Consider the following 25639-nt stretch of genomic DNA (forward strand, 5'->3'; position numbering starts at 1 on the left):
TTAAAATTCGGCAGTATAAGAACGGAATAAATCAGGGAAGTTAAGTATGGAAAATTTAGTATACGAAGTAGAAATTGAGGCGCCTATAGAAAAAGTATGGGAATTACTTTGGAATAACGAGACATATAATGCTTGGACAAAATTTTTTGCTCCAGATTCCTCTATGCGTACCGACTGGCAAATCGGTGGCAAAACTTATTTCCTAGATGGTGAAGGCAATGGCATGGTTTCCACAATCGAAGAATTGAAAAAGCCGGAAATCTTGATTTTTAAACATTTAGGAATGATTAAGGATGGTAAGGAGGATTTAGAAAGTGAAGAAGTTAAAGGCTGGAGTGGTTCTCTAGAAAAATATTTTTTAAGCCAACACGATAGTGTAACTACTTTAAAAGTCGAATTAGCCACCTTACCTGAATACATGGGTATGTTGAAAAGTGGCTTCGTTCAAGGATTTGACGTAATCAAGAAATTGGCAGAAGAAAAATAGGCAATCTGCATTAATTTAAGCCAAATATTTTTTATAAATTTTCATAATCAAATCATTGAGGCGAGAAGGATAGGCCAAACGATGATGTCCGCCTTCAAAGGTTTCAATATTCATGTAGGGCGCAAGTTTTTCTTGAACCTGATACATATCAAGTTGCTCATCTCCTAATTCTAAATAAGCCATTTTAGGATTACAGTGAGTAAGTTCTTCTTCGGAAAGCTGAGGGTAGTCTGCCCGAAAATTAGGGGTAAGACTTGGATTTGCCACAATCACAGCTAATTTATGTTGAGCGGCAGTTTTTAAGGCCCAATATCCTCCAAGGCTGTGACCAACCAGTAAATCAGGTTTGATCGTCTGAATAGCCTGATGATAAAAGTACTCAACAGATGCATAACTTAAGTTACGATAATCAACGTCAATACAAAATTTTTCAGGATGTGAAATGGCGTGGAACTTTGTTGATTCACGAGAAGAATCCAAGCCATGTAAAAATAGAATTTTCATTATTTACGACACAATCTCATTGATAAAATACAAGGCAAATAGGGCCTTTGAATATCGAGGTTATTTGGATTTTTTTATATTTTACTAAATGCTTTAAAAAATGATCTTAGCGATTGGTCTAAGTCATTTTGTCTTTAAAAAGTACTGCTCATTTCCATAAATTGTCTTTTTTCATTTTTGTTTGATTGAAATCATTCGAAAAACTCCTGCAATCTGTTAAGCTATGCCACTTCATTTTTACTTAATCGAGGCAGAGATGACGCAACAAAACGCTCAATCGACTTCTGAACCAACTATTTCCGAAAACGATTTAATTGCACAGCGTCATGCCAAATTAAAGCAAATCCAAGATGTTGCGAAGGAAACTGGAAAGAGTCCTTGGCCAAATACTTTTAAGCGTGAACATTACGCTGCTGATCTACAAGAACAATTTAAAGATCAGTCGAAAGAACAAATTGAAAGCGCTGAGCATGTCTATGTAAAAGTGGCTGGCCGTGTCATGTTAAACCGTGGTTCTTTCATGGTGATTCAAGACATGACAGGTCGTATTCAGTTATATGTTGACCGTAAAGGCTTACCAAAAGATATTCTTGAAACTATTAAAGGTTTAGATCTGGGTGACATTATTGCTGCCGAAGGTTATATCGGACGTTCAGGCAAAGGTGACTTATATGTTCATCTTGAAGGTTTTGAACTTCTTACAAAATCTCTTCGTCCGTTACCAGATAAATTTCATGGCTTAAATGACACAGAAGTTAAGTACCGTAAACGCTACCTTGACTTAATTGTGAATGAAGAAACACGTAAGACTTTTGAAATCCGTGCCAAAGTTGTTGCAGGTATTCGAGCATTCTTAAACAACGAACGTTTCATGGAAGTTGAAACGCCAATGATGCATGTGATTCCAGGTGGTGCTTCTGCGCGTCCATTCGAAACACATCACAATGCTTTGGATATGCCTTTATTCTTACGTATTGCACCTGAGCTTTATTTAAAACGTTTGGTTGTTGGTGGTTTTGAGCGTGTGTTCGAAATTAACCGTAACTTCCGTAATGAAGGGGTGTCAACACGTCACAACCCTGAATTCACGATGATCGAGTTTTATCAGGCATATGCTGATTATAAAGACTTAATGGCATTGACTGAAAATATGCTTGAAAAGTTGGCTTTGGATATTCTAGGTACAACCGATGTCCCTTACCAAGGTGAAGTGTTTAGCTTCAAAGGACCATTCAAGAAAATCTCTATGTTCGATGCAATTTTAGAGAATAACCCACAGTTCACACCTGAAAATGTAAGTGATCGCGAATTTCTTGCAAAATTTATTCGTGAAGAGTTGAAAGAAGAGGTTAAGCCTGGTTTTGGTTTAGGTAAGCTTCAAACGATCGTATTTGAAGAAACTGTTGAAACTAAACTTCGTCAGCCAACATTTATTACCGATTACCCAGCTGAAACTTCTCCACTCGCTCGCCGTAATGATGACAATCCACATGTTACAGATCGTTTTGAGTTTTTCATTGGCGGTCGTGAATTGGCAAATGGTTTCAGCGAGTTAAATGACCCAATCGATCAAGCTGAGCGTTTCCAAGCGCAAGTTGCTGAAAAAGACGCTGGTGATGATGAAGCAATGCATTACGATGCAGAGTTTGTTGAAGCACTTGAATATGGTTTACCTCCAACAGCAGGTGAAGGTATTGGTATTGACCGTTTGGTTATGTTATTTGCTGACGCACCAAGTATTCGTGATGTAATTTTATTCCCGCATATGCGCCGTAAAGAAGGTTAATCTTCTAAGATGCAAAAAGGCAGTATTTATACTGCCTTTTTTATTACTTTTTATATCTAGAAATTTACCTAATTATACTAACCTTAAGATAGCGTTAAAAAATGTAATTGCACAGTTTAACAATTGCAAAGTTGTGATAAAAAATTTAAGGTGTTGCTCATAAATAACTTTGAGAATTGTGCTGGCATGTTTCTAAGAAAAACACTTTCGATTGCAATATTGGCAACTGCTTCATCCGCTATTTCTGCACAAGGTTTAGTGCTAAATAATGAAGACTTACGTACAGACTTAAATTGGTTGAATCAACAAGGTGTTATTAATATTAGCACTTCTACTTGGCCGTTAAGTGGTGATGAAATTCAGCGTGCGCTCTCTCAGGCAAAAGTGTCTCATCCAGCTCAACAAAAAGTTATTAACTCAGTTCTTAATGCATTAAAAGCAGATAACAATAAAGTTAAAGTGGGTGCTTTTGCTGAAACTGATATCAAAAATATTCCTCAAGCATTCGGTGATAGCCAAAAAGCTCAATATCAAGGTTCATTAGAGTTTAATGCTGGCGGTGAAAACTGGGATGCTAAAATCCGAGTAAATGCAGAAAAAGATCCTCAAATTGATAATGGACAAGACGTTAATGTTGAAGGTTCATATGTCGCTGGTAAACTTTGGAATCAATGGGTAGTTGCAGGTCAAATTCCAACATGGTGGGGACCTGGACACGATGGTAGCTTAATTCGTGGTGATGCGAGTCGACCAGTTTATGGGGTAACTGCACAACGTGCTGTGCAAAATGCTTTTGAGACAAAATGGTTGTCTTGGATTGGACCTTGGCAATACCAAGCTTTTGCTGGTCAATTAGATGATTATAAAGCAATTCCAGATGCTAAGTTATTAGGCTTACGTGTAACTGCAAGACCATTACCTTATTTAGAACTAGGTGCTTCCCGAACTTTACAATGGGGCGGTGAGGGACGTTCTGAAAGTTGGGATTCTTTATGGAATGCGATTAAAGGTAATGATAATGTTTATGATGCGTCTGAAGACAGGTCTAACCAAATTGCTGGATTTGATGCTCGTTTAAATCTGCAATCTCTTTTAAATGCTCCTGTTGGTATTTATGGACAATACGTGGGTGAAGATGAGGCTGGGTTACTTCCATCTAAAAAGATGTATTTAGCTGGGGTTGATTATTCGTCAAGCTACAATGATATGCCATATCAACTTTATGCAGAATGGGCTGATACACGCACCAATGGTGATGTAAAAGGTATCTCTTATAATCATTATATTTATAAAGATGGTTATTACCAACACGGTTTCCCTTTAGGACATGCGATGGGTGGTGATGGACAAATGTACTCAGTGGGTGGGGATATCCGCTTTGATGTTATGAACCGTTTAAGTGGTCGCGCTATGGTGGTCAAAGTTAACCAATCTAACTTGGCAATCAATAAAGCATTCTCTAAAGATGATGAAATTAAAGCGCTTGATTTAACGTGGACGCATTTCATCAAACCTGATCTTCCATTAAAAATTAATGGATGGGTAAGTGATTCGGATCTTGAGGGTAATGATGCAGGTGCATCTATTGGTATTGAAATTCCCCTAGAACGTAAAATGTTTGGTTTCTAAGATTAGTTCATGTTTTAGAAAGGAGAAGCGATTAATGCTTCTCTTTTTTTATGGCTTTTAAAGAAAACTAAAGGCTAGAACATGATTTGCTTAAGTTGACTACACAAGCTAGGATTACCAAGTTATGCAAGTGAATCAGCATATTACATGTATATGATTAAATCGAATATCAATATGAAAAAACAAGCAAAAGGAATCGGTTTTAAATCACTATAATGCATAACTAATGCTATAAGCCATATAAAGGCTTGTGGTTGGATTATCTATCACGAAAAATTGGAGTTGTTATGGCACTCGTTCCTCCACATGGTCTTCTAGGTGGTGGTTTAATACTACTTCTAGATTTTATGGGCAAAATGGATAGAGAAGGACGTGTTCATGACTGAATCAAGACTCACACATCTCAAGCAACTTGAAGCTGAAAGCATTCATATTATCCGTGAAGTTGCTGCAGAATTCGAAAACCCAGTCATGCTTTACTCAATTGGTAAAGACTCGGCTGTTATGCTTCATCTTGCGTTAAAAGCATTTTATCCAGCTAAGCTTCCATTCCCATTATTACATGTAGATACGGGTTGGAAGTTTAAAGACATGATCGCGTTTCGCGATAACATGGCAAAAACTCATGGTTTTGACTTAATTGTTCATCAAAACAAAGAAGGCCGTGAAGCTGGGATCAACCCATTTGATCATGGTAGTTCAAAATATACCGATATTATGAAAACCCAAGCTTTAAAACAGGCTTTGGATAAATATCAATTTGATGCTGCTTTTGGTGGTGCACGTCGTGATGAAGAAAAATCACGTGCGAAAGAGCGTGTATATTCATTCCGTGATAGTAAACACCGTTGGGACCCGAAAAACCAACGCCCTGAACTTTGGAATCTTTACAACGGTAAAGTGAACAAAGGTGAAAGTATTCGTGTATTCCCTTTATCTAACTGGACTGAGTTAGATATCTGGCAATATATCTATTTAGAAAATATTCAAATCGTTCCTCTTTATTTCTCTGCTGTTCGTCCAGTAGTAGAGCGTAGCGGTACGTTAATCATGGTTGATGATGAGCGTATGCGTCTAAAAGAGGGTGAAGTTCCACAGATGAAGTCTGTACGTTTCCGTACACTTGGCTGTTACCCGTTAACTGGTGCAGTTGAGTCTGAAGCAGATACGTTACCTGAAATTATCCAAGAGATGCTTTTAGCCACGAGTTCTGAGCGTCAAGGTCGTATGATTGACCATGATGAAGCGGGCTCAATGGAAAAGAAAAAGCAAGAAGGCTATTTCTAAGACAATTTCTAAATTTGTGGAGTTTGAGCAATGTCTCATCAATCAGAATTAATCAGCCAAGATATCTTGGCCTATTTAAAGCAACATGAACAAAAAGACCTTCTACGCTTTTTGACTTGCGGTAACGTAGATGATGGTAAAAGTACGCTTATTGGGCGTTTACTTTACGATTCAAAATTGATTTATGAAGATCAATTGCAAGCAGTAACACGTGACAGTAAAAAAGTAGGAACTACGGGTGATGCACCAGATTTGGCATTACTGGTAGATGGTTTGCAAGCGGAACGTGAACAAGGTATTACCATTGACGTAGCTTACCGTTATTTCTCAACAGAAAAGCGTAAATTTATTATTGCAGATACCCCAGGGCATGAGCAGTATACACGCAACATGGCAACAGGTGCGTCAACTGCGGACTTGGCAATCATCTTGATTGATGCGCGTTATGGTGTACAAACTCAAACTCGTCGCCATACGTTTATTGCAAGTTTGCTTGGTATTAAAAATATCGTTGTTGCAATCAATAAGATGGACTTGGTTGAATATTCACCTGAACGTTTCACTGAAATTCAGATTGAATATGATGCTTTCGTAAGCCAATTAGGTGATCGTCGTCCAGCCAATATTCAGTTTGTACCAATCTCTGCCTTAAATGGCGATAATGTTGTGAATCCGTCAGCTCATACGCCGTGGTACAAGGGTCAAACCTTAATGAGCATTCTTGAGTCGGTGGAAATTAGTCGTGAATCGAATAAACACGAATTCCGTTTCCCTGTTCAGTATGTAAATCGTCCAAACCTTGATTTTCGTGGTTTTGCGGGTACCGTTGCTTTAGGTGAAATCAATGTTGGTGATGAGATTGTTGCACTGCCATCAGGTAAGCGTTCAACAGTTAAAGAAATCGTTACTTTTGATGGAAACCTTGAGCAGGCTGTAGCAGGTCAAGCGGTTACATTGACCCTGAATGATGAAATTGATATTAGCCGTGGTAACGTTTTGGTACGTGCTGGCGAGCAGCCGTTAATTTCACGTAGTGTTCGTGCTTCAGTGGTGTGGATGAATGAACATCCGCTCGTGAAAGGTAAGTTATACAACGTTAAGATTGGTACCCAGACTGTTCCTGCTAAAGTCACTAATATCCATTACCGTGTGAATGTGAATACACTTGAACATACTCATGTGGAAGAGCTTGAGTTAAATGCAATTGCAGATGTTGTAGTTGAGTTCGACGCGCCAGTTGTGTTTGATCAATATCAAGATTCTCGTTATACAGGTTCATTCATCTTCATTGACCGCTTAAGCAACGTAACTGTTGGTGCAGGTATGGTTGAGGCTGCTGTTGAATGGACTGCACATAGCAATCCTGTAACAGCTGAAGATCGTGCTGCACGTTTGGGCCAAAAGCCAGCAGTGATTGGGATTTCTGCACAGTTAATCGAGAAAGCTCAAGTTTTAGAAAGCTTGCTGATTCAGCAAGGTGTAGTTGCGATTGCAAAAGCCAACTTAACTGCTGAGCAAATTACTTTATTGCGTGAGACAGGTGTTGTAGTTATTACTACGGCTGTGGATGGTACAGATACAGAAGTTACTGCTGAAACCGTTGAAGAGGCAGCTGAAAAAGTTGTGGAATTAGTTCGTCTTTAATAGACTGAATTGATTTTGAAAAAACCCGCGTAAGCGGGTTTTTTTATTGGGTTTAGAAAATACTTTGAGTTTTTAAAGTTAAATATTCTCTTAAATCTTTAGGATAGCTCTGAATCATTTTTAAAAATATATCTTGATCGCCTTGATATAAGGCACGTGTTGCTTCTTCGTAATTTGGCATATTGCCCAACATGGCAGACATAAAACGGTCGATGGCTTGTTTAGCGAGCATAATATTACCTTCAGAATTTGGGTTATTTAACTCTTTATCAATTAACTTACGAATTACTGCTGATGCACTCGCACTTTGTTGATCTAACCAATCCCAATGTTTTTTCTGTAAAGTGATTTCACGAGAAATTACTCCGAGTTTAGGTCGCCCAACTTTTTTAATTTCTTCCGGTTCAGCATAACGTTGTTGAATTTCCTGTTCCGAACCAGAAAGATCAAGATCAATTTGTTGACCTGTTTGATCATTAAAAATCAGAATATTTTCTGTTGTTTTAGGAAGAGTTTTTAGTTTTTTTGCAAGTTCAATCAGGGAGTCACTCGCAATAAGTGTGCTTCCAGTGAAAGCAGTATAGGTGATTTTAGTATCCATTTTAGCCGCATATTTTTATCAGGGTAAAATAATATTATCAGGGTAAAATTAATTTAGCAAATAGTAAAAATCATAACCAAGAATTAACTGATTTTATGAGGGTAGTCTCTGAAATTAGGACTATAAAAATAGTCAAGATAATAGGCTATTTAAAATTTTACTCTGCTTTAGTAGCGCTTTTATGAGAGAATACGCCTTTAGTTGTATGTATAGAGACTCCTATGTTTGAGCAATCTCCTGAATCTTTAAGCGATATCGAAATTTTAGACATTTTACAGTCGATGAAAAAAGATAAGCTAGATACGGAAGCAAATGAGATCATCCGTAACGGGGGGAAAGCTGGGCGTCAAGAAGCACATAAACAGGCTTTAGTTGCATTGAATACAAATTTTGAAGAGAAGTTTGTAGAGGCAGTTACTCTTGCACTAGGTTTAAATGCAGCTCAAGCTAAAAAAATTCGCTATAAAAAAGATCGAATTCGTATTTTAAAAGCGCGTGGTATTGATTATTTAGCTATTGATGGTGCAGAAACAGCGCAAGTTTTGGCACAAATTTCACAAGCAATTGTTCGAGAAGACGCAATAGTTACTCATGACTTACATGACATCTTTCCATTTTGGAAAGAAGGTTGGCCAATGGTGCAATTTGATAATGCCTATAAAATTTTAGAAGAAGATATTAGCTTGCACTTTCATGCGTTCTTAGATGCCATGATTGAGTATATAAATAAATAAAAATAAAAGCCCCGTTTGGGGCTTTTATTTTTATAGAAGAATAATTAAAGTGTGCTAAAGAGTGGGAAAACGCCAATCACTAATGCAGTACCCATCAAAACCATACATGTTATAAATGCCCACTTAAATGTGAACTTTTGATGGTCAGCAAAGTCAACTTTAGCAAGACCGCATAACAAGTAAGTTGATGGAACAAGAGGCGATAATAAGTGTACTGGTTGGCCTACAATTGATGCACGAGCAATAGCTTCTGGGCTAATACCGTAATGAGAAGCCGCTTCAGCAAGAATTGGTAGTACACCATAGAAGAATGCATCATTTGACATAAAGAATGTTAAAGGCATACTGACTAAAGCGGTAATCGGTGCAAGATATGGGCCCATGCTTGGAGGAATCATTGCGACGAATTCTTTAGACATCGCCTCAACCATACCTGTACCAGATAAAATCCCTGTGAAAATACCTGCTGCGAAAATTAAACCTACAACAGCTAAAATACTATCTGCATGCATTGCGATACGCTTTTTCTGCATATCAACATCTGGATAATTAATCAGCATTGCAATACAGAACGCTAGCATGAATAGCACTGACATTGGCAAAATGCCTTTGATTAATGCAATCATAAGAATAATAGTAAGTACCATATTTACTTTGCGTAAATGTGGACGTGTCGCTTCAGGGTCTTTTGACACGGTAATATTGTCACCATGATGACTCTCAAGCTCAATCACGCCTAAACGTTTTTGCTCATAACGACCATATAAATATGCCAAGAAGAATAACCAACCAATACTTATGATCATTGGAAGGATCATTGGTACGAAAATATGGCTTGGATCAACTTGTAAGGCACTTGCAGCACGAGCAGTAGGACCACCCCATGGCGTTAGGTTCATTACACCACTACATAAAAGCATAAGTGCAGTCATGATGAGTGTGTTCATTCCTAGGCGTTGATAAAGTGGCAACATTGCAGCCACACAAATCATATAGGTGGTTGAGCCATCACCATCTAAAGAAACGAGAGTGGTTAAAAAGACAGTTCCTAGTGTAATTTTTAAAGGATCGCCTTTAACTTTTTTCAAAATCCATTTAACCGGTGGGTCGAAAAGACCTGCATCGATCATTAAGGCAAAATACAAAATTGCGAATAAAAGCATTACGCCAGTTGGCGCTAATTTTTTGATGCCATCCAGCATCATCTCACTGAGACCTTTAAGTTCAATGTGACTTAAACTTTCAAAGTAATGACCTAGGCCCCAAGCAATGAGAGAAAAAATAAACGGGATGAGAATTAAAGCAATAATAGGGCTTAAACGTTTGGACATGATTAAGTACATGAAGCACAAAATCATGCCAACACCAAGTAATGTCAGCATACAATCAATCCTTTGCCTATAGTTTTACTGAACAAGTTTATTCAAAACTCTGACCTTGGTTATTCTTATTAATTTTTATTAAAAAGACAAATAATATATTTAGTTTATTTGGTTAATATATATTCGTTTGGATGGGTATATTTAGATGAAATACTGAACATATATATTAAGGTTATAATGGTTTTATAATAAATGAATACTATTATAAAATAATATAAAGGTTTTATAAAAATAAAAATTATATGGCATTTTTTTTAATTATATGTATTTTGATGAGTGAAATGAGAAGAAGAAGCATTTAGGGGGCTTACTTTGAGCTAAGTTACATAAGTTTGTTTACAATGTAAATGGGGCTTAATCACTTTATAGGCAGTTAAGAGATATAGATTATTTTATTAATTTTCAGTATTTAAGCTTTAATAGAGTTGTTAAATAAAATAATAATACTTTTAGATTAAAAGAGCAAATTGAATAAATGAATCTAAAATAATTATTACATATATTTAAAAAAGTTATTTAGTTTTAAAAAGTACCCCAGCTAAATTGTGGGGCATTTAAATTAATAACGATTAGTTTTCATCAATTGATGAGTGTGTTTCGGTTTGTTCTAAAATTCGAGTTACAAGAAGTTGGTCAATTTTAAAATGGTCGACATCGACAACTTCAAATTTATATCCACCAAATTCCACAAAATCTGCTGGACGTGGAATTTTGCGTAAACGGTACATCATGAAACCTGCAAGCGTCTCATAGTTTTCTTCATCAGGCATTTCATCAATTTCAAGAGCATGTCTTAGATCATCAATTGGTGTACTGCCATCAATTAACCATGAGTTATTATCACGTTTAATGATTTGCTGTTCTTCTTCAATAGGAGTAACCCAATCACCCATAACTGTAATCATGATATCGCTTAACGTAATCACTCCTACAACAAGTGCATATTCATTGATAACGACAGCAAATTTCTCTTTTGTAGAACGAAAACGGTCAAGTAGTTCAGAGAGTGTGAGAGTGTCGGGAATCATGAGTACAGTACGAATGGTAGACTCATTTAATTGAGTAGGTGATTGATTATTTAAAATGCGTACTAAGAAATCTTTAGCATCAACATAACCAATGACCTGATCAATATTTTCATTACACACTAAAAATTTTGAGTAAGGATATTCTGCTAATTTTTGACGAATACTATCTTCATGTTCGTTTAAGGTGAAATAAACGACGTTTTCGCGTGTCGTCATGCTTGAAGGTACAGTACGTTCTTCTAGTTCAAAAACATTCTCAATAAAGTGGTGTTCTTGTTTTTGAAGTACGCCGGCTTGAGCACCTGCATCCATGACCGCTGAGATATCATCAAAAGTAATATTGTCTTCGCGTGTTGTATTGACTTTAAACAAGCGAAATAACAAATTCGCAATAGCATTAATTCCCCAAGCTAAGGGTTTACATACCTTAATAAAAACTTGAATCGGGTTAATAACGCTAATTGCAATTTTTTCAGGTGCAATCATTGCCAAGCGTTTTGGCATGAGATCGGCAAATAAAATAAATAGAGAAGTTACTAAAGTGAAGGAGAGGGCAAAACCGATAGTTTGTGTCCAAGGGCCTTCATAAAAGCGGTCAACTAAAGTGACGAAAAAAGGACGAAAAGCAGCTTCACCCAAAATACCGCCTAAAATTGCAACTGCATTTAGGCCAATTTGAGAAGCTGCAAAAAAATCGGCAGATTGTTCTTGTAGATCAAGTACTTGTTGGGCACGTTCTTCGCCAGCTTCGGCTAAAATTTTTAACTTTACTTTTCTGGCGCCAGCCAATGCAATTTCAGTTAAAGATAAAAAGCCTGCTGCGATGATGAGCAGTACGATGATAATGATATTTTGAAAGAGACTCACAAATCACCCGAGGTTCATCATTATTATGACTATGTTTTAACACAAAAAAGCGCTGAGGTAATCAGATTGATTGCTCAGCGCTTGAAGATAATGTCTAAAATCGACAATTAAATTAAAATTTATTTAATAGTGAGAAAATTGTGAATTGTTGGTTAGAAATTCACGATTTTCTTCTTCAATCATTTGACGAGCAACAAATAAAATAAGTTGGCGCAACCAGCGATGAGCTGGATGATGATGTAATAACGGGCACCAAGCCATTTTAAGTTCAAATTCTGGAATATAAAAAGGAGGATCCTTTATAACCAGTTTTGGATTTTGAGTTTGTAGGCGTGCCATTCGAGTTGGAAGGGTGGCAATCAAGTCAACATTTTGAGCAAGTAATGCTGGCATTTGGTAGTGGCGGGTAAATACAGAAATTTTACGACGTTGACCAATACGTTCTAATGCCTGATCGATCCAGCCTAAACCGCCTTGTTTATCTGGATTTACACCAAAGCCTACACCCATACCTGTTTTAGAAACCCAGATATGCTGTGCATCTAGATAACTTTTGAGATTCAAATGGGTTACAGCAGGGTGTTTGTCATTAAGAATACAGCTGAAACTATCACGCCAAACTAACACTTGGTGGAAACTTTGCGGTATTTCATTAAATCTATTAATCGCAAGATCAACTTTACCTTGTTCCATGTCTCTATAAGACACATCACTTGGTGTAAGAAAGTCGAGTACAACATTTGGAGCTTCAGAGCGTAGAGCTTTGACAAGACGAGGGACTAAAGTTGCCTCGGCATAGTCAGATGTCATAATGCGGAAAACGCGATTACTTGTATAAGGGCGGAATTCGGTACGGGGTTCCAAAATCATGGAAAGATCAGAAAGGGCATCACGAATACGAGGTTGTAATTCAAGTGCACGTTCTGTTGGGGTCATCCCTTCGGAAGAACGGATAAGAAGCGGATCATTAAATAAATTACGTAAGCGACGTAAAATATTACTCATTGCAGGCTGAGTTACCCCAAGCTGTTCGGCTGCGCGCGTAACATTTTTTTCACGAAGAAGTACATCAAGATATATTAATAGATTAAGATCTACTCGCTCCAGATTCATAAAAAAAATACCGAAAATAAAACCCTGAAATTGTTTCAAATTATGCCATATTTAATGATCATTGTGTGAAAAAATGATGAGAAAAGCGACATTTTTTGTAGGAATTAAGTAGGGTGGAAAGACGTTTCAAAGGCACGTTTTTACTGTCTTTGCTCAGTTTTGAATGAAAGAAATCTAAATAGAATATATTTATGAATAACTTCTTAATTTCTAGCATACCAATTGACTTTTTGCATTGGCAAAAATAGCCCAATTTACAATTGACTTTTAGATTTAAAAATGAGTGGAAAATCTCCAAAAATTGTATAAAAATAAGACTTAGTGAGTTTTTAGAATAAAACTCTATACTCCTTTAGGATAATTTTATTTTTATAAACAAAGTGTTAAAGTTTTTGGTTTTATCTATAATATCGATTTATTGGTATATTTTTTAAATAAATACTGAAGATTAACAAAGGATATTGGATTAATTGATTGGCTAAGTCTAAGCTGTGTTCATGAGGAAGCAGCTGGTGTCATAAGAAATTTAAGTAACGTGACTCTAGGCTTCAATCGATGAAATCCTAAAATGAATACAGGACAATATCATGACTACATATCAAACAGCGATTGATGCAGTACGTCAATTAAAAGCAAAATTCGGCAATACTTGGGCAGACATTAGCCCAGAAGATGCTGCTCGTATGCAACTTCAAAACCGTTTCAAAACTGGTTTAGATATTGCTAAGTATACAGCTGCGATTATGCGTCGTGATATGGCTGAATACGATGCTGACTCAAGCAAATATACTCAATCATTAGGTTGCTGGCATGGTTTCATCGCACAACAAAAAATGATTGCGAACAAAAAATATTTCGGTACTACAAGCAAACGTTATATCTACCTTTCTGGTTGGATGGTTGCTGCTCTTCGTTCTGAATTTGGTCCACTTCCTGACCAGTCTATGCACGAAAAAACTTCTGTTCCTGCATTGATCGAAGAAATCTATACTTTCTTACGTCAAGCTGACGCAAAAGAATTAAACGATTTATTCCGTGCGCTTAAAAAAGCACAAGAAGCTGGTGATACTGCTAAAGCAGCTGAAATCACAGCTCAAATCGACAACTTTGAAACTCACGTTGTGCCAATTATTGCAGACATCGATGCTGGTTTCGGTAACGAAGAAGCAACTTACTTACTTGCTAAGAAAATGATCGAAGCTGGTGCTTGTGCGCTTCAAATCGAAAACCAAGTATCTGATGCTAAACAATGTGGTCACCAAGCTGGTAAAGTAACTGTTCCACACGAAGACTTCATCGCTAAGATCCATGCATTACGTTATGCATTCTTAGAAATGGGTCTTGAAGAAGGTATCATTGTTGCGCGTACTGATTCTGAAGGCGCTGACTTGACTCAAAAAATCCCAGTGGTTAAAGAGCCAGGTGACATCGCTTCTCAATACATCAGCTACTTAGATACTCAAGAAATTGATATTGCTGATGCTCAAGAAGATGAAATCTTAATCAAGCGTGATGGTAAATTACACCGTCCTAAGCGTTTACCTTCTGGCTTATACCAGTTCCGTGCTGACACTCAAATTGACCGTGTTGTACTTGACTGTGTGTCTAGCTTACAAAATGGTGCTGATCTTCTTTGGATCGAAACTGCGACTCCAAACGTAGAAGAAATCGCACACATGGTTAACCGTGTTAAAGAAGTTGTTCCAAACGCTAAGCTTGTTTATAACAACAGCCCATCATTCAACTGGACTTTAAACTTCCGTCAACAAGCTTACGACCGTTGGGTTGCTGAAGGTAAAGACGTTTCTGCATATGACCGCGCTAAATTAATGAGTGCTGAATATGACAACACTGAATTAGCTGCTGATGCTGATGACAAGATCCGTACTTTCCAAGCAGATGCTTCTCGTGAAGCGGGTGTGTTCCATCACTTGATCACACTTCCGACTTACCACACTGCTGCTCTTTCTACTCATGAGCTTGCACAAGGTTACTTCGGTTCTGAAGGTATGTTGGCTTATGTTGCTGGCGTACAACGTAAAGAAATCCGCGGTGGTATCGCTTGTGTTAAACACCAAGCAATGGCGGGTTCTGACATCGGTGATGATCACAAAGAAATCTTCTCTGGTGACAACGCTCTTAAAGCACATGACGATGCTAAAAACACAATGAACCAATTCGCAGCTCACTAAAAATTGATTCATAAAAAAACCCGCTCAAATGAGCGGGTTTTTTAATTATTAAAAATTATTTTTTCAAAACATAGTGTTCAGCTAAAGAGCCTTCAACTTTTTTACCTTCCATATCTAAAGCAGTTGCAGTATTTTCACCAATAAAGAATTTACGGTTTTGGCCTTTATCATCTAACGTAATAACTGAAGTATTATCTTTGTCGAAAGTAAAGGTACCATGGGTTTCAAATGGGTTGGTGTCACCTTTACCAAGATAAGTTTCGGTTAGCTCGTAGGTTTTATCATCTTTAAGTTCTAATTCAGTTTTAATACCTTCACAGTCTGCGCATGGGAGAGTGCCTTTATATGTGCCGTCCCAATCGAGTGAGTTTTCAGCTGTGTGTGCGCTATCTACAGCATTATTATTCGCTTCAGTAGTTTGCGCTGGAGCAGATGCTTGAGTTGTCGTGTCGGCTTTATTTTCATTTTTGCTACAAGCGGCAAGAAGGATACTTAAGAGTGCTACTGATAATAATGTTTTTTTCATGATGCTCTAAACCTCGGAAAATAAATAAAAAACAAGTAAACAGGCTATGAAATATAAGAGCCTAATAAAAGTTTAAGTATGTAATTTAATTTTAACAAAAGGTAAAGTGAGTAAAAATTAATCAAAAAAGAAAGATATAAAATTAAAAAAAAGGTATCCACTAAAAAATTAGCGAATACCTTTATATATTAAGGTTGAGAAGAAACCCCACCTAAAGAATCACAAGCTGATTTATAAAGTTGATATTGTTGCTTTAAAACTTCATCGAGCGGCATGTCAAATAACTCTTCACCATTTTTATAGCTCTCTACATATGAAGTCGCCTTTTCTTTGCTTACCGCTAAAGACTGCTGGTAGTAAGAATTGATTGAGCTTGTTGCAATCTGACTTGTCTCAACATTTTTACATTCAAAATTATGGAGAATTTTTTCTGCACGTTTGACCTCACTAGATTGGCCAAAAATACACCCAGTTAAAAAGACAAGTGGCGTTAACACGAAAAAAAGTTTCATGGAGAGCAAGTATGGAAGCAACGGTGGGCGCTATTGTATAAATAATTCCATGAGTTACTGTGGTTTTATGTTAGACATTGATTGTTTTTTAACTCATTAAAATCAAAAAATTGTATCTAATTTTATCATTTTGCTTATTTTTATATTTGGTGCGTATTTTGCTTATAACTTTAAGCACTTATTTTGAACATATGAACCAGAATGAATCAGGTACAAACGTTTTCAAAAAACTCTTTAGCACCATTTTGGTATGCGCGATTAGAGCTCAGATTTTGTTTTGAAAATTCGCGCACCATAATGAGTCATAGAAAGCACCATGGCCCTGTAAGGGTGCAAAAAATGCTCTGGCCTGAAAAAACAGGCGTATGTCATGCGATTATTGTACATCCTCCAGCAGGAATCGCAGGAGGAGATCATCTTACTTTTCAAATTGAAACCAAAGATCAAGCTCATGCGGTTGTAACGACTCCTGGTGCTGGAAAGTGGTACAAAACTAATGAGAAACAGGCCTTTCAGCATATTCATCTTCATGTGCGAGATCGGTCTATTTTGGAGTGGGTTCCACAAGAAACGATGCTGTTTGATGGAGCTCTAGCACACTCAGAAACTCATATTCATCTTGATCTTGCTGCCAGTTTTATTGGCTGGGATATGTTGGTACTCGGGCGGCAGGCACGCGCTGAACGTTTTGTGCAGGGAAGTTATCACAACCAGTTTAAGTTGTGGCGAGAACAAAAATTATTGGTTGCAGATACATTGTTTTTTGAGGGTGAAGACCGTTGGCTGAGTTCGTGTTTAGGTATGAATAATCAAGTAGTAATGGGAAGTTTTTGGGCCGTAGCACCTGAGAAATATCGGTCATCATTTTATTTAGAACAACAGCTCGAACTCATTCGCGAATTGATGATGCGTATGCAAGCACCTGTAACTTTAACATTATTAGATGATGTAGTTTGTGCGCGTTTCTTGGGAAATGATGTCCGACATTGCCATGATACTTTTGCGGCAATAAGAGCAAGATTAAGACGTTATTGGTTTGATTTGGATGAAGAATTCCCAAGAATCTGGAGAACCTAAGTTACGTTAAATTGCGTATTTAAAAAACGATTAAAACAAGTATGCTGCTTTTGAGCACGTATTTTGCTTAAAGAAATTAGATGCTATTTAGGAAAGAGATATGGAACTCAATCCAACAGAAAAAGATAAATTACTTATTTTTACCGCAGGGCTAGTCGCTGAGCGTCGTAAAGCTCGCGGTTTGAAACTAAATTATCCGGAAGCTATCGCTTTTATTTCTGCTGCTTTGCTTGAAGGAGCGCGTGACGGTATGACGGTGAGTGACTTGATGCATTACGGAACAACTTTATTAAAGCGCGAAGATGTGATGGATGGTGTGCCAGAAATGATTGCTGAGGTTCAGGTCGAAGCAACTTTTCCTGATGGCTCGAAGTTAGTCACTGTTCATCAGCCAATCGTATAAAAGGAGCGTTTATGATCCCTGGTGAAATCATTACTCCAGATGCAGACATTGAGCTGAATATTGGGCGACAAACTTTAAAAATTGTAGTTGCTAATATTGGCGATCGACCTATTCAGGTGGGTTCTCATTTTCATTTTTATGAAGCAAATGATGCATTACAGTTTGATCGCGAAATGGCGAAGGGTTTTCGACTGAATATTGCAGCTGGTACAGCAATTCGTTTTGAACCGGGACAAAGTCGGGAAGTGGAGCTTGTTGCTTTAGCGGGTAAGCGAGAAGTATATGGTTTTGCAGGCCGAGTCATGGGCAAGTTGGATTAAACATAACAACGATAATGAAAGAGATGAGTAATAAGTTATGAAAATGTCACGTCGTGCATATGCTGAGATGTTTGGTCCAACGGTTGGTGATCGTATTCGCTTGGCTGATACAGAGCTTTTTATTGAGGTTGAGCAAGACTTAACGACCTATGGTGAAGAAGTTAAGTTTGGCGGTGGCAAAGTCATTCGTGATGGAATGGGGCAATCTCAACTTTTAGCTGATGAAGTTGCTGACACAGTGATTACCAATGCTTTAATTGTGGATTGGTGGGGAATTGTAAAGGCGGATGTTGGTTTAAAAAATGGTCGAATCTGGAAAATAGGGAAAGCAGGAAATCCTGATATTCAACCTGACATTACCATTCCTTTAGGAGCTGCAACAGAAGTGATTGCGGGTGAAGGGCAAATTTTAACTGCAGGTGGTATTGATACCCACATTCACTGGATTTGTCCTCAACAAGTTGAAACCGCGCTTATGTCTGGTACAACAACAATGGTGGGTGGCGGTACAGGACCAGCAGCAGGAACTTCGGCAACCACAGTGACTCCGGGGCCTTGGCATATTGCTACCATGTTGCAGGCGATTGATGATTTACCTATGAACATTGGCCTATTGGGCAAAGGTAATTTGAGTTTACCAGATCCAATTCGAGAGCAAATTAAAGCTGGGGTAATTGGCTTAAAGCTGCATGAAGATTGGGGCTCAACACCGGCAGCCATTGATAACTGTTTGAGTGTGGCGGATGAGTTTGATGTGCAGGTTGCTATTCATACAGACACTTTAAATGAAGGTGGTTTTTTAGAAGAAACACTAGCAGCTTTTAAAGATCGTACGATTCATACGTACCATACCGAAGGTGCGGGTGGTGGGCATGCACCTGACATTTTAAAGGCAATTGGACAAAGTAATGTCTTGCCGTCCTCAACTAATCCAACACGTCCTTATACGATTAATACCATTGATGAGCATTTAGACATGCTCATGGTTTGCCACCATTTAGACCCAGCAATTGCTGAGGATATTGCATTTGCTGAAAGTCGTATTCGCCGTGAAACCATTGCCGCTGAAGATATTTTGCAAGACTTAGGTGCAATTGCCATGATGTCATCGGATTCTCAGGCGATGGGTCGTGTGGGTGAAGTAATTATACGTACTTGGCAAACTGCCCATAAAATGAAAATTCAACGTGGCCCTTTAGAGGGTGACAATGAGTTTCATGATAACAATCGCGTTAAACGCTACATTGCTAAATATACAATTAACCCAGCAATTACCCATGGTCTAAGCCATGAAATTGGTTCGGTTGAAGTTGGAAAACTTGCTGATTTAGTGTTATGGAAGCCTGCTTTTTTCGGTGTGAAACCTTCCATGATTATTAAAGGTGGCATGATTGCAGCGGCACCGATGGGTGACATTAATGCTTCAATTCCGACACCTCAACCCGTGCATTATCGCCCAATGTTTGGGGCTTATCCGCGAGGGGTGCATAACACTTGTATTACCTTTTTATCTCAAGCAGCAATTGAAGAAAAAGTTGCTGAGAAGCTAAATCTTAAAAAGTTAATTAGTCCATGTAAAAACACTCGTTCAATTACCAAGGCCGATATGAAGCACAACACATATTGTCCAGTCATGCATGTTCATCCTGAAACTTATGAGGTGCGGGCTGATGGTGAATTATTAACGTGTGAACCTGCAGACGTATTACCCATGGCACAGCGTTATTTCTTATTTTGATGAATTTTATAGAGATGATATGTCTCATTACTCTAGATATGAAAGAAATAAATAAGGAGAGAAAAGCTAAATGAAAATCTATACCCAACGACTTGAAGATATTTCTCCTGATCAGGCATTTGAAACGGTTGAACTGACTTTTGATACCCGCCAAAAATCCCGCTTTCGAGCAGCTTTAGCGAGTGGCATCGATATTGGTGCTGATTTACCGCGTACTGGTATTTTGCGTAGTGGTTCATATATTGCAACTCAAGAGGGTGATGTATTACGTGTTGACGCGAAACCTGAGCGATTAATGCAAGTCACTGCTCAAACTGATTTTGATTTGCTTAAAGCTGCCTATCACTTAGGTAATAGACATGTACCGTTAATGTTGACCCCTACAGCTTTGTATTTTGAGCCTGATCATGTGCTTGCAGAAATGGTAGAAGGTTTAGGACTTACGGTGACTGAAACCGATCATCCGTTTGAACCTGAAAGCGGTGCCTATGCACAGCATAGCCATGACCATCGTTTAAGCCCAATCAAAGCTTTACATCATGTCCATTCATAGTGCCGCGCAATTACTGCAATTACTGACACTGTCTTCTACGGCATTGCCAGTTGGGGCGTATTGTTATTCGCAAGGTGTGGAAACGGCAATTGATATTGGCCTAATACATGACGAAACCTCGGCAATTGCTTATTTTGAAGAAGTGCTTGAGATGTTGTTGGTGAGGTTTGAGTTACCCGTATTAAAGCGTCTCATGCAATATCATGATGACTCAGAACAGTTTCTGGTATGGGCAAATTTGTATAAGGCAAGCCGAGAAAGTAAAGAGCTACTTGCTGAATCTCAACAACTCGCATTTTCTTTAAATGCATGGATTAAAGATGTTTTAAAAAAAACGGTTGAGGTTAAAAAGCAGTTTGGTTTTGTGCCTGTCTATGCGCAGCTCTGTGGTCGTTTAGAACTTAAAGAAGAGGATGTGCTTACGGCATATACCTTTACCGTTTTGGAAAATCAGGTTTTAGCAGCCGTAAAAACCGTTCCATTGGGCCAAATGGCAGGACAAAGAATTTTATGGCACTTACATGGTTTAGTACCACAAGCGGTAGAGAAAGCTTTGAAGCTTAATGACGAGCAATTGAGCAGCGCTTTACCTCGTTATGCCATGCTGAGCATGAAACACGAAACACAATATTCACGGTTATTCAGATCTTAAGTTTAGGAAAAAGGATAAAAATCATGACAGAGCGTAGTCCATTACGAGTTGGAATTGGCGGACCAGTGGGTTCGGGTAAAACAGCACTTACACTTAATTTATGTTTAGCCTTGCGTAATAAATACAATATGGCTGTGGTGACAAATGATATTTACACCAAAGAAGATTCAAACTTCTTAACCCGTAATGAGGCGATGTCACCAGATCGTATTGTGGGGGTAGAAACTGGTGGTTGCCCTCATACCGCAATTCGTGAAGATGCTTCAATTAACTTGGCTGCAATTGATGATTTGTGTGAAAAATTCGAAGGCTTAGAACTCATTATTATCGAAAGTGGTGGTGATAATTTAGCTGCAACATTTAGCCCTGAACTTTCTGATTTAACTCTATATGTGATTGATGTGGCAGGCGGTGAAAAGATTCCTCGTAAAGGTGGACCAGGCATTACTAAGTCAGATTTACTCATTATTAATAAAACTGATCTTGCGCCAATGGTAGGTGCAAATCTTGATGTCATGGACCAAGATGCGAAACGCATGCGCGGAGAAAAGCCATTCTTATTTTCAAACATGAAAACACAAGATGGGCTTGAAGAAATTATCCAATTTATTGAGAAACAAGGGCTGTTTAAAGCTTAAGGAGAGATTATGGACTTCATGAAAAAATGGAATGTAGCGCTCCTTTCATTATTGCCAGCACTTGCAATGGCCCATCCGGGACATGACCATGCACATTCTGGTTTTATGGCAGGCTTTATTCATCCGTTTACCGGTCTAGATCATTTAGTCATGGCTTTGGGTTTTGGTGTCTTGTTGTGGTCAGCTGCTAAACAGTGGAAAATTGCTGGAGTCATTGCCTTAAGTACTACCTTAATTGTAGGCTTTTTAATAGGTGCTCAAGGTTTGGTACCAGTTAATATAGCTGAATACGGCATTGTTGCTTCTTTAGTTATTACAGCAATTGCTCTATGGACAAAGTCAAATAAAGTTTTACCAATTGCCGCGGCATTACTTGCAAGCTTCCATGGCATGGCTCATGGTGTTGAGTTAGCACATGCGGGGCATATTGTTGCATTAGTAACTGGTATGGTTGCTGGTATGGCGCTCATCTATTTGGGTGGATTGGTGTTGGGTGCTGTGCTTACCCGATATGTGCCATATGGCAAAAAAATTGTTGGCGCCTGTGCAGCAGTTGTTGCAGTGATTGGCTTAAGCTAACTAAAACTTTGCAAAGAAAAAGGTAGCTTTAAGCTACCTTTTTTATTCGTTTACTTTCTGGTAAAGCCCCGCGTGGACTGTACCCGCTTTAGTGGTTTTAACTTTTTGCCATGTTGCTGGAAGGTGAAGCTGAGATAAATCTCGGTCAGCTTCAACATAAATGTATCCATTTTTTTTAATATGAGGCTCGGCCAAGTTCGATAGTTCATGCCATAAATCAAGGCTATAAGGTGGATCTAAAAAAACCACATCGAACTGTTCTTTTAAGCGGGGTAGAGCTTGTTGAGCAGTGGCATTAATTAGGTGACAATTTTGGGCTTTTAATAGTTCAATATTATCTTTTAAAAATCGTGCCTGAGTTTTGTCAGGCTCAATCATATAAACAGATGCAGCACCACGTGACAGAGCCTCAAAACCTAATGCACCAGAGCCTGTACAGATGTCGAGAACTTGAGCATTTTGAATATCCCACATGAGCCAGTTAAATAGAGTTTCGCGTACTCTATCTGGGGTTGGGCGTAAGCCATCAATGCTAGCGAAAGTCAGTACTCGTCTTTTCCATTCGCCGCCAATTATACGTAATTGATTTTTCATTATTCATCGGCCTCATTGGTAGCAGGACGAGCAGGAGCAGCTTGCGGTGTTGAGGCTGCTGGTTTGTTGGTGGTAGCTGTAGCCGATGCTGGACCAGAACTTTCACCGCCGCTTGGAAGTTCACCTGGTTTAATACCTGCTGTCATTAACCCGCCATTGACTTGGTGATTTGCTGGACGAATCGGGTTTTTCTTACGAGTTAATAGCCAGTAATCAAAGACAGGTCTTGCAAGTTGAGCAGCTGAACCACCATGACGACCATTTTCCCAAATGACTGCAATCGCAATTTCAGGTTTTTCAGCAGGGGCAAATCCAACGAATAAACCATGGTCAAGTTGACGTTCACTCAAGGCTGCTTCGTTATAGCGTTTACCCTGTGCAATACTCTTAACCTGTGCTGTACCTGTTTTCCCTGCAATTTGGTAGAGGGGAGTGCGAATACCGCGGCCAGTACCTGATTGAATTACATCAATCATGGCATCACGCATTTGAATCCAGTCTTCATCCGTGCCGTTGAATTTGATTTTGCCATCAGGCGCATTACGTACTGTAAATGGTTTTGCACCATGCGTTGCGCGTAAAACATGAGGCGTTACATGAGAACCATGATTTGCCGTAATTGCTGTTGCCATCGCAAGCTGTAATGGAGTGGCTGTAAACGCGCCTTGACCAATACTGACAGAAATAGTTTCACCCTTCATCCATTTCGCTTTACGCGTACGCATTTTCCATTCAGGACTTGGATAAAGGCCTTCACTTTCACTTGGTAAATCGACACCTGTTTTTTGACCAAATCCAAATTGGCGCATCCATTGGTTCATTTGATCAATACCCATTTGATGGGCAAGAATATAAAAATAGGTATCACATGACATAATGATGGCTTTATGCATGTTCACGATGCCATGACCAGATTTTTTCCAGTCACGGAACTTATGTGAATCACCTGGTAGATGGAAATAACCAGGGTCAGAAATTGCCGTTGACCAGTCTACAATACCGTAGTGTAGGCCACCCATTGCTTCCATTGGTTTAATGGTAGAACCAGGGGGATATACACCCTGCACAGCACGGTTATAAAGAGGTTGGTCTAAATTGTCACGTAGTGAACTGTAGTCAGTATGACTAATGCCTGTCACAAACAAATTAGGGTTAAAACTTGGGCTAGACACTAAAGCTAGAATTTCACCTGTACGAGGATCAATAGCGACAATAGCTCCACGACGACCTGCGAGCTGCTGAGAAGCGACAACTTGTAAACCGTAATCTAAAGATAAATAGAGGTCATTACCGCGAGTAGGGTCTTTACGACCTAAATGACGCAATACATTACTATGTGCATCTGCTTCAACAGATTCGTAACCGGGTGTCCCATGTAGTAGGTCTTCATAGCTTTTCTCAACACCAATTTTTCCAATTAGGTTGGTCCCAGCATATAAGTCTTTATCAATACTTTTTAATTCTTTATCGTTGATACGCCCGACATAGCCAATCACATGAGCAAATAACTCACCGTGTGGATAATAGCGAGTCATTTGTGTCTCGATTCTTACACCTGGAAACTTATATTTGGCTTCACTAAATTTAGCAATATTAGCTTCAGTTAGATTAAGTTTAATCGCGACGCGTTCAGTTTTACGGGCAGTTTTTATACGGCTTTTAAAACGGTCAATATCTTCTTGTGTTAAATCTAAAATAGGTTGTAATTGCTCAATGACACTATCAACATCTTCTACATCTGTTTTACTTAAAGTTGCTGTAAAAACAGGATAGTTATCTGCTAGTAATACACCGTTTCTGTCATAGATATAGCCACGAGCAGGCGGAAGCGGCTGCAAGCGAATTCGGTTTTTGTCAGATGCAGTCGAGAATTCGTCGTAGTGAAAAATTTGTAGATAAGCGTATCGGCTAATTAAGACTAATAAGCAGATGATCACGATCCCTACGGCAAAAAAGATACGACCTCGATAAATGCGCTTTTCTTGCTGGATATCTTTTAAAGGAAAGTGCTGTTTCATAAGGATCGACTTAATGACATAGGGTAGAAAAATAGCTGCTTATTCTAACGCAAGAGCACTTAAAATATTGCATAATTTTCAAAGTTTCATTGCATTTTAATAAGATACTTTTTGACTTTGTAGACAACAAAATTGTAGATACTTGTATATAAGAAGCAAAATAATTCTGTTAAAGTCTCTCATTCAATAGAATAGGGTTGTTCTCACCATACGATTAGGGAAAATGGAGAAAATAATGAGAAAAATTTATCCCTTACTTGCAGTTTTGACAGTAAGTAGTTGGGCCCATGCTCAAGACTACTCGTTTCTTCCAGAAGCAAAATTAGCAGGACATAATGCATCTACTTGGAATGTGGGTGCCGGAGTTACTCAAAAATTATTACATCTTAACGGTGAGTGGGTAAATCCATATGGTATTGCCTATGCCAAAGCCGGCGCATTTTTGAATGGTGACAAAACCGCTGGTGGTCAAGTTGGCTTCCGATACCCTTATTATCTTACTGGCACAGACAAAAATGGTTACTATATCGGTTTCTATGCTGGTCATCTTGATAGTAAAGAGGTCGATGGTGATTTTAAATCCCGTTTAGGTGCGGGTGTTGATTTGGCCTATGTGTGGTTAAATTCAGAAAGAATTAGCACTTTTAGTGTGGGTATCGGTGCAGCTGAAAAATTAACTGACCAGAACGGAAATGTTGCTGCAGATACTAAACCACAAATTCAATTTTCTTATTCTCTAAGTTTTGGTTTATAAAACAAAGCAGTTTATCGTTAA

General features: G+C 38.5%; 26 protein-coding genes. 17 read left to right on the plus strand and 9 right to left on the minus strand.

Features of this window, described 5'->3' with window-relative positions; all coding sequences use genetic code 11:
- The first annotated feature begins 46 nt into the window (after positions 1 to 46).
- Positions 47 to 487, plus strand: coding sequence for an SRPBCC family protein (locus tag MKL33_RS04840; RefSeq protein WP_161281817.1), 441 nt, complete (start codon positions 47 to 49; stop codon positions 485 to 487).
- A 15-nt stretch (positions 488 to 502) separates the two neighbouring features.
- Here the strand turns inward: MKL33_RS04840 and MKL33_RS04845 are convergent, their stop codons facing one another.
- On the minus strand, positions 503 to 991 hold the full coding sequence (locus MKL33_RS04845) for a YqiA/YcfP family alpha/beta fold hydrolase (protein ID WP_270906584.1): 489 nt from the start codon (positions 989 to 991) through the stop codon (positions 503 to 505).
- Positions 992 to 1247: 256 nt separating this feature from the next.
- Between MKL33_RS04845 and lysS the strand changes: the two genes are divergently transcribed.
- The 5 genes from lysS to cysN all read left to right on the plus strand — a co-directional run bounded on the left by lysS (position 1248) and on the right by cysN (position 7337).
- On the plus strand, positions 1248 to 2777 hold the full coding sequence (lysS, locus tag MKL33_RS04850; protein ID WP_005070604.1) for a lysine--tRNA ligase: 1530 nt from the start codon (positions 1248 to 1250) through the stop codon (positions 2775 to 2777).
- 186 nt (positions 2778 to 2963) lie between these two features.
- A complete protein-coding gene (locus MKL33_RS04855; RefSeq protein ID WP_270906585.1) occupies positions 2964 to 4406 on the plus strand; it encodes a capsule assembly Wzi family protein in 1443 nt (480 codons plus the stop codon).
- A 254-nt stretch (positions 4407 to 4660) separates the two neighbouring features.
- Complete coding sequence (locus MKL33_RS04860; protein WP_002117520.1) at positions 4661 to 4792, plus strand: hypothetical protein; 132 nt, start codon at positions 4661 to 4663, stop codon at positions 4790 to 4792.
- On the plus strand, positions 4785 to 5693 hold the full coding sequence (gene cysD / locus MKL33_RS04865; protein ID WP_000140408.1) for a sulfate adenylyltransferase subunit CysD: 909 nt from the start codon (positions 4785 to 4787) through the stop codon (positions 5691 to 5693). The genes MKL33_RS04860 and cysD overlap by 8 nt, the downstream gene beginning before the upstream one ends.
- A gap of 30 nt (positions 5694 to 5723) precedes the next feature.
- Complete coding sequence (gene cysN, locus MKL33_RS04870; protein ID WP_005070603.1) at positions 5724 to 7337, plus strand: sulfate adenylyltransferase subunit CysN; 1614 nt, start codon at positions 5724 to 5726, stop codon at positions 7335 to 7337.
- Positions 7338 to 7389: 52 nt separating this feature from the next.
- Here cysN and MKL33_RS04875 read toward each other — a convergent pair whose 3' ends face one another.
- The gene (locus MKL33_RS04875; RefSeq protein WP_270906586.1) at positions 7390 to 7938 is read right to left on the minus strand and encodes a DUF2239 family protein; all 549 of its coding nucleotides are present in this window, start codon (positions 7936 to 7938) and stop codon (positions 7390 to 7392) included.
- A gap of 221 nt (positions 7939 to 8159) precedes the next feature.
- Here MKL33_RS04875 and MKL33_RS04880 point away from each other — a divergent pair, with 221 nt between their 5' ends.
- Positions 8160 to 8672 (plus strand): hypothetical protein, encoded by a 513-nt coding sequence (locus MKL33_RS04880; RefSeq protein ID WP_002117749.1) that lies wholly within the window; start codon positions 8160 to 8162, stop codon positions 8670 to 8672.
- Positions 8673 to 8716: 44 nt separating this feature from the next.
- On the opposite strand, the gene MKL33_RS04885 is transcribed toward MKL33_RS04880, so the two are convergent.
- The 3 genes from MKL33_RS04885 to MKL33_RS04895 form a co-directional block, all read right to left on the minus strand.
- Positions 8717 to 10054 (minus strand): CitMHS family transporter, encoded by a 1338-nt coding sequence (locus MKL33_RS04885; RefSeq protein WP_002117607.1) that lies wholly within the window; start codon positions 10052 to 10054, stop codon positions 8717 to 8719.
- Positions 10055 to 10623: 569 nt separating this feature from the next.
- Positions 10624 to 11949: a hemolysin family protein gene (locus MKL33_RS04890; RefSeq protein ID WP_002117726.1), complete on the minus strand. Its 1326-nt coding sequence runs from the start codon at positions 11947 to 11949 to the stop codon at positions 10624 to 10626.
- A 123-nt stretch (positions 11950 to 12072) separates the two neighbouring features.
- Positions 12073 to 13062 carry a LysR family transcriptional regulator gene (locus tag MKL33_RS04895; protein ID WP_004703082.1) on the minus strand — a complete coding sequence of 330 codons (990 nt, stop codon included), beginning with the start codon at positions 13060 to 13062 and terminating at the stop codon, positions 12073 to 12075.
- 587 nt (positions 13063 to 13649) lie between these two features.
- Between MKL33_RS04895 and MKL33_RS04900 the strand changes: the two genes are divergently transcribed.
- The gene (locus MKL33_RS04900) at positions 13650 to 15254 is read left to right on the plus strand and encodes an isocitrate lyase (protein WP_002117581.1); all 1605 of its coding nucleotides are present in this window, start codon (positions 13650 to 13652) and stop codon (positions 15252 to 15254) included.
- A 55-nt stretch (positions 15255 to 15309) separates the two neighbouring features.
- Here MKL33_RS04900 and MKL33_RS04905 read toward each other — a convergent pair whose 3' ends face one another.
- Together MKL33_RS04905 and MKL33_RS04910 are read right to left on the minus strand one after the other, a co-directional pair.
- Positions 15310 to 15780, minus strand: coding sequence for a copper resistance protein NlpE (locus MKL33_RS04905; protein ID WP_044100614.1), 471 nt, complete (start codon positions 15778 to 15780; stop codon positions 15310 to 15312).
- A 188-nt stretch (positions 15781 to 15968) separates the two neighbouring features.
- Complete coding sequence (locus tag MKL33_RS04910; protein WP_005070594.1) at positions 15969 to 16292, minus strand: hypothetical protein; 324 nt, start codon at positions 16290 to 16292, stop codon at positions 15969 to 15971.
- Between the two features lie 201 nt (positions 16293 to 16493).
- Between MKL33_RS04910 and MKL33_RS04915 the strand changes: the two genes are divergently transcribed.
- From MKL33_RS04915 to MKL33_RS04950, 8 genes are all read left to right on the plus strand, one after another.
- A complete protein-coding gene (locus tag MKL33_RS04915; protein ID WP_270906587.1) occupies positions 16494 to 17369 on the plus strand; it encodes an urease accessory protein UreD in 876 nt (291 codons plus the stop codon).
- A 100-nt stretch (positions 17370 to 17469) separates the two neighbouring features.
- Positions 17470 to 17772, plus strand: a complete 303-nt coding sequence (gene ureA / locus MKL33_RS04920; protein ID WP_002117495.1) for an urease subunit gamma — start codon at positions 17470 to 17472, stop codon at positions 17770 to 17772.
- Positions 17773 to 17783: 11 nt separating this feature from the next.
- Entirely contained in the window at positions 17784 to 18092 is a 309-nt protein-coding gene (locus MKL33_RS04925; RefSeq protein WP_068529219.1) for an urease subunit beta, read from the plus strand.
- Positions 18093 to 18129: 37 nt separating this feature from the next.
- Positions 18130 to 19830, plus strand: coding sequence for an urease subunit alpha (ureC, locus tag MKL33_RS04930; RefSeq protein ID WP_068529212.1), 1701 nt, complete (start codon positions 18130 to 18132; stop codon positions 19828 to 19830).
- Between the two features lie 70 nt (positions 19831 to 19900).
- Positions 19901 to 20383, plus strand: coding sequence for an urease accessory protein UreE (gene ureE, locus MKL33_RS04935; RefSeq protein WP_017387150.1), 483 nt, complete (start codon positions 19901 to 19903; stop codon positions 20381 to 20383).
- Positions 20370 to 21035, plus strand: coding sequence for an urease accessory protein UreF (locus tag MKL33_RS04940; protein ID WP_068529208.1), 666 nt, complete (start codon positions 20370 to 20372; stop codon positions 21033 to 21035). Before ureE ends, MKL33_RS04940 begins: the two co-directional genes overlap by 14 nt.
- Before the next feature lie 23 nt (positions 21036 to 21058).
- On the plus strand, positions 21059 to 21673 hold the full coding sequence (ureG, locus tag MKL33_RS04945; RefSeq protein ID WP_002117800.1) for an urease accessory protein UreG: 615 nt from the start codon (positions 21059 to 21061) through the stop codon (positions 21671 to 21673).
- 9 nt (positions 21674 to 21682) lie between these two features.
- Positions 21683 to 22252, plus strand: a complete 570-nt coding sequence (locus MKL33_RS04950) for a HupE/UreJ family protein (protein ID WP_270906588.1) — start codon at positions 21683 to 21685, stop codon at positions 22250 to 22252.
- Positions 22253 to 22294: 42 nt separating this feature from the next.
- On the opposite strand, the gene rsmD is transcribed toward MKL33_RS04950, so the two are convergent.
- A complete protein-coding gene (gene rsmD / locus MKL33_RS04955; RefSeq protein WP_270906589.1) occupies positions 22295 to 22846 on the minus strand; it encodes a 16S rRNA (guanine(966)-N(2))-methyltransferase RsmD in 552 nt (183 codons plus the stop codon).
- The gene (mrdA, locus tag MKL33_RS04960) at positions 22846 to 24864 is read right to left on the minus strand and encodes a penicillin-binding protein 2 (protein WP_270906590.1); all 2019 of its coding nucleotides are present in this window, start codon (positions 24862 to 24864) and stop codon (positions 22846 to 22848) included. Before mrdA ends, rsmD begins: the two co-directional genes overlap by 1 nt.
- A gap of 235 nt (positions 24865 to 25099) precedes the next feature.
- Between mrdA and MKL33_RS04965 the strand changes: the two genes are divergently transcribed.
- The gene (locus MKL33_RS04965; protein WP_002117557.1) at positions 25100 to 25618 is read left to right on the plus strand and encodes a hypothetical protein; all 519 of its coding nucleotides are present in this window, start codon (positions 25100 to 25102) and stop codon (positions 25616 to 25618) included.
- The last annotated feature ends 21 nt before the right edge of the window (positions 25619 to 25639 follow it).

Source organism: Acinetobacter sp. AOR43_HL (genome assembly GCF_027854635.1).
In the GTDB taxonomy this organism is placed as follows: Bacteria; Pseudomonadota; Gammaproteobacteria; order Pseudomonadales; family Moraxellaceae; genus Acinetobacter; species Acinetobacter pittii.

What these genes read in the sequence shown, in the direction of transcription:
- MKL33_RS04895 (WP_004703082.1), bottom strand. Translation starts at nt 13,062, where the DNA reads ATGAATCTGGAGCGAGTAGATCTTAATCTATTAATATATCTTGATGTA.
- MKL33_RS04840 (WP_161281817.1), top strand. Translation starts at nt 47, where the DNA reads ATGGAAAATTTAGTATACGAAGTAGAAATTGAGGCGCCTATAGAAAAA.
- MKL33_RS04885 (WP_002117607.1), bottom strand. Translation starts at nt 10,054, where the DNA reads ATGCTGACATTACTTGGTGTTGGCATGATTTTGTGCTTCATGTACTTA.
- lysS (WP_005070604.1), top strand. Translation starts at nt 1,248, where the DNA reads ATGACGCAACAAAACGCTCAATCGACTTCTGAACCAACTATTTCCGAA.
- ureA (WP_002117495.1), top strand. Translation starts at nt 17,470, where the DNA reads ATGGAACTCAATCCAACAGAAAAAGATAAATTACTTATTTTTACCGCA.
- rsmD (WP_270906589.1), bottom strand. Translation starts at nt 22,846, where the DNA reads ATGAAAAATCAATTACGTATAATTGGCGGCGAATGGAAAAGACGAGTA.
- MKL33_RS04910 (WP_005070594.1), bottom strand. Translation starts at nt 16,292, where the DNA reads ATGAAACTTTTTTTCGTGTTAACGCCACTTGTCTTTTTAACTGGGTGT.
- cysN (WP_005070603.1), top strand. Translation starts at nt 5,724, where the DNA reads ATGTCTCATCAATCAGAATTAATCAGCCAAGATATCTTGGCCTATTTA.
- MKL33_RS04855 (WP_270906585.1), top strand. Translation starts at nt 2,964, where the DNA reads ATGTTTCTAAGAAAAACACTTTCGATTGCAATATTGGCAACTGCTTCA.
- ureG (WP_002117800.1), top strand. Translation starts at nt 21,059, where the DNA reads ATGACAGAGCGTAGTCCATTACGAGTTGGAATTGGCGGACCAGTGGGT.
- MKL33_RS04900 (WP_002117581.1), top strand. Translation starts at nt 13,650, where the DNA reads ATGACTACATATCAAACAGCGATTGATGCAGTACGTCAATTAAAAGCA.
- ureC (WP_068529212.1), top strand. Translation starts at nt 18,130, where the DNA reads ATGAAAATGTCACGTCGTGCATATGCTGAGATGTTTGGTCCAACGGTT.
- MKL33_RS04915 (WP_270906587.1), top strand. Translation starts at nt 16,494, where the DNA reads ATGAATCAGGTACAAACGTTTTCAAAAAACTCTTTAGCACCATTTTGG.
- MKL33_RS04905 (WP_044100614.1), bottom strand. Translation starts at nt 15,780, where the DNA reads ATGAAAAAAACATTATTATCAGTAGCACTCTTAAGTATCCTTCTTGCC.
- MKL33_RS04940 (WP_068529208.1), top strand. Translation starts at nt 20,370, where the DNA reads ATGTCCATTCATAGTGCCGCGCAATTACTGCAATTACTGACACTGTCT.
- cysD (WP_000140408.1), top strand. Translation starts at nt 4,785, where the DNA reads ATGACTGAATCAAGACTCACACATCTCAAGCAACTTGAAGCTGAAAGC.
- MKL33_RS04965 (WP_002117557.1), top strand. Translation starts at nt 25,100, where the DNA reads ATGAGAAAAATTTATCCCTTACTTGCAGTTTTGACAGTAAGTAGTTGG.
- ureE (WP_017387150.1), top strand. Translation starts at nt 19,901, where the DNA reads ATGAAAATCTATACCCAACGACTTGAAGATATTTCTCCTGATCAGGCA.
- MKL33_RS04950 (WP_270906588.1), top strand. Translation starts at nt 21,683, where the DNA reads ATGGACTTCATGAAAAAATGGAATGTAGCGCTCCTTTCATTATTGCCA.
- MKL33_RS04925 (WP_068529219.1), top strand. Translation starts at nt 17,784, where the DNA reads ATGATCCCTGGTGAAATCATTACTCCAGATGCAGACATTGAGCTGAAT.
- MKL33_RS04845 (WP_270906584.1), bottom strand. Translation starts at nt 991, where the DNA reads ATGAAAATTCTATTTTTACATGGCTTGGATTCTTCTCGTGAATCAACA.
- MKL33_RS04875 (WP_270906586.1), bottom strand. Translation starts at nt 7,938, where the DNA reads ATGGATACTAAAATCACCTATACTGCTTTCACTGGAAGCACACTTATT.
- mrdA (WP_270906590.1), bottom strand. Translation starts at nt 24,864, where the DNA reads ATGAAACAGCACTTTCCTTTAAAAGATATCCAGCAAGAAAAGCGCATT.
- MKL33_RS04880 (WP_002117749.1), top strand. Translation starts at nt 8,160, where the DNA reads ATGTTTGAGCAATCTCCTGAATCTTTAAGCGATATCGAAATTTTAGAC.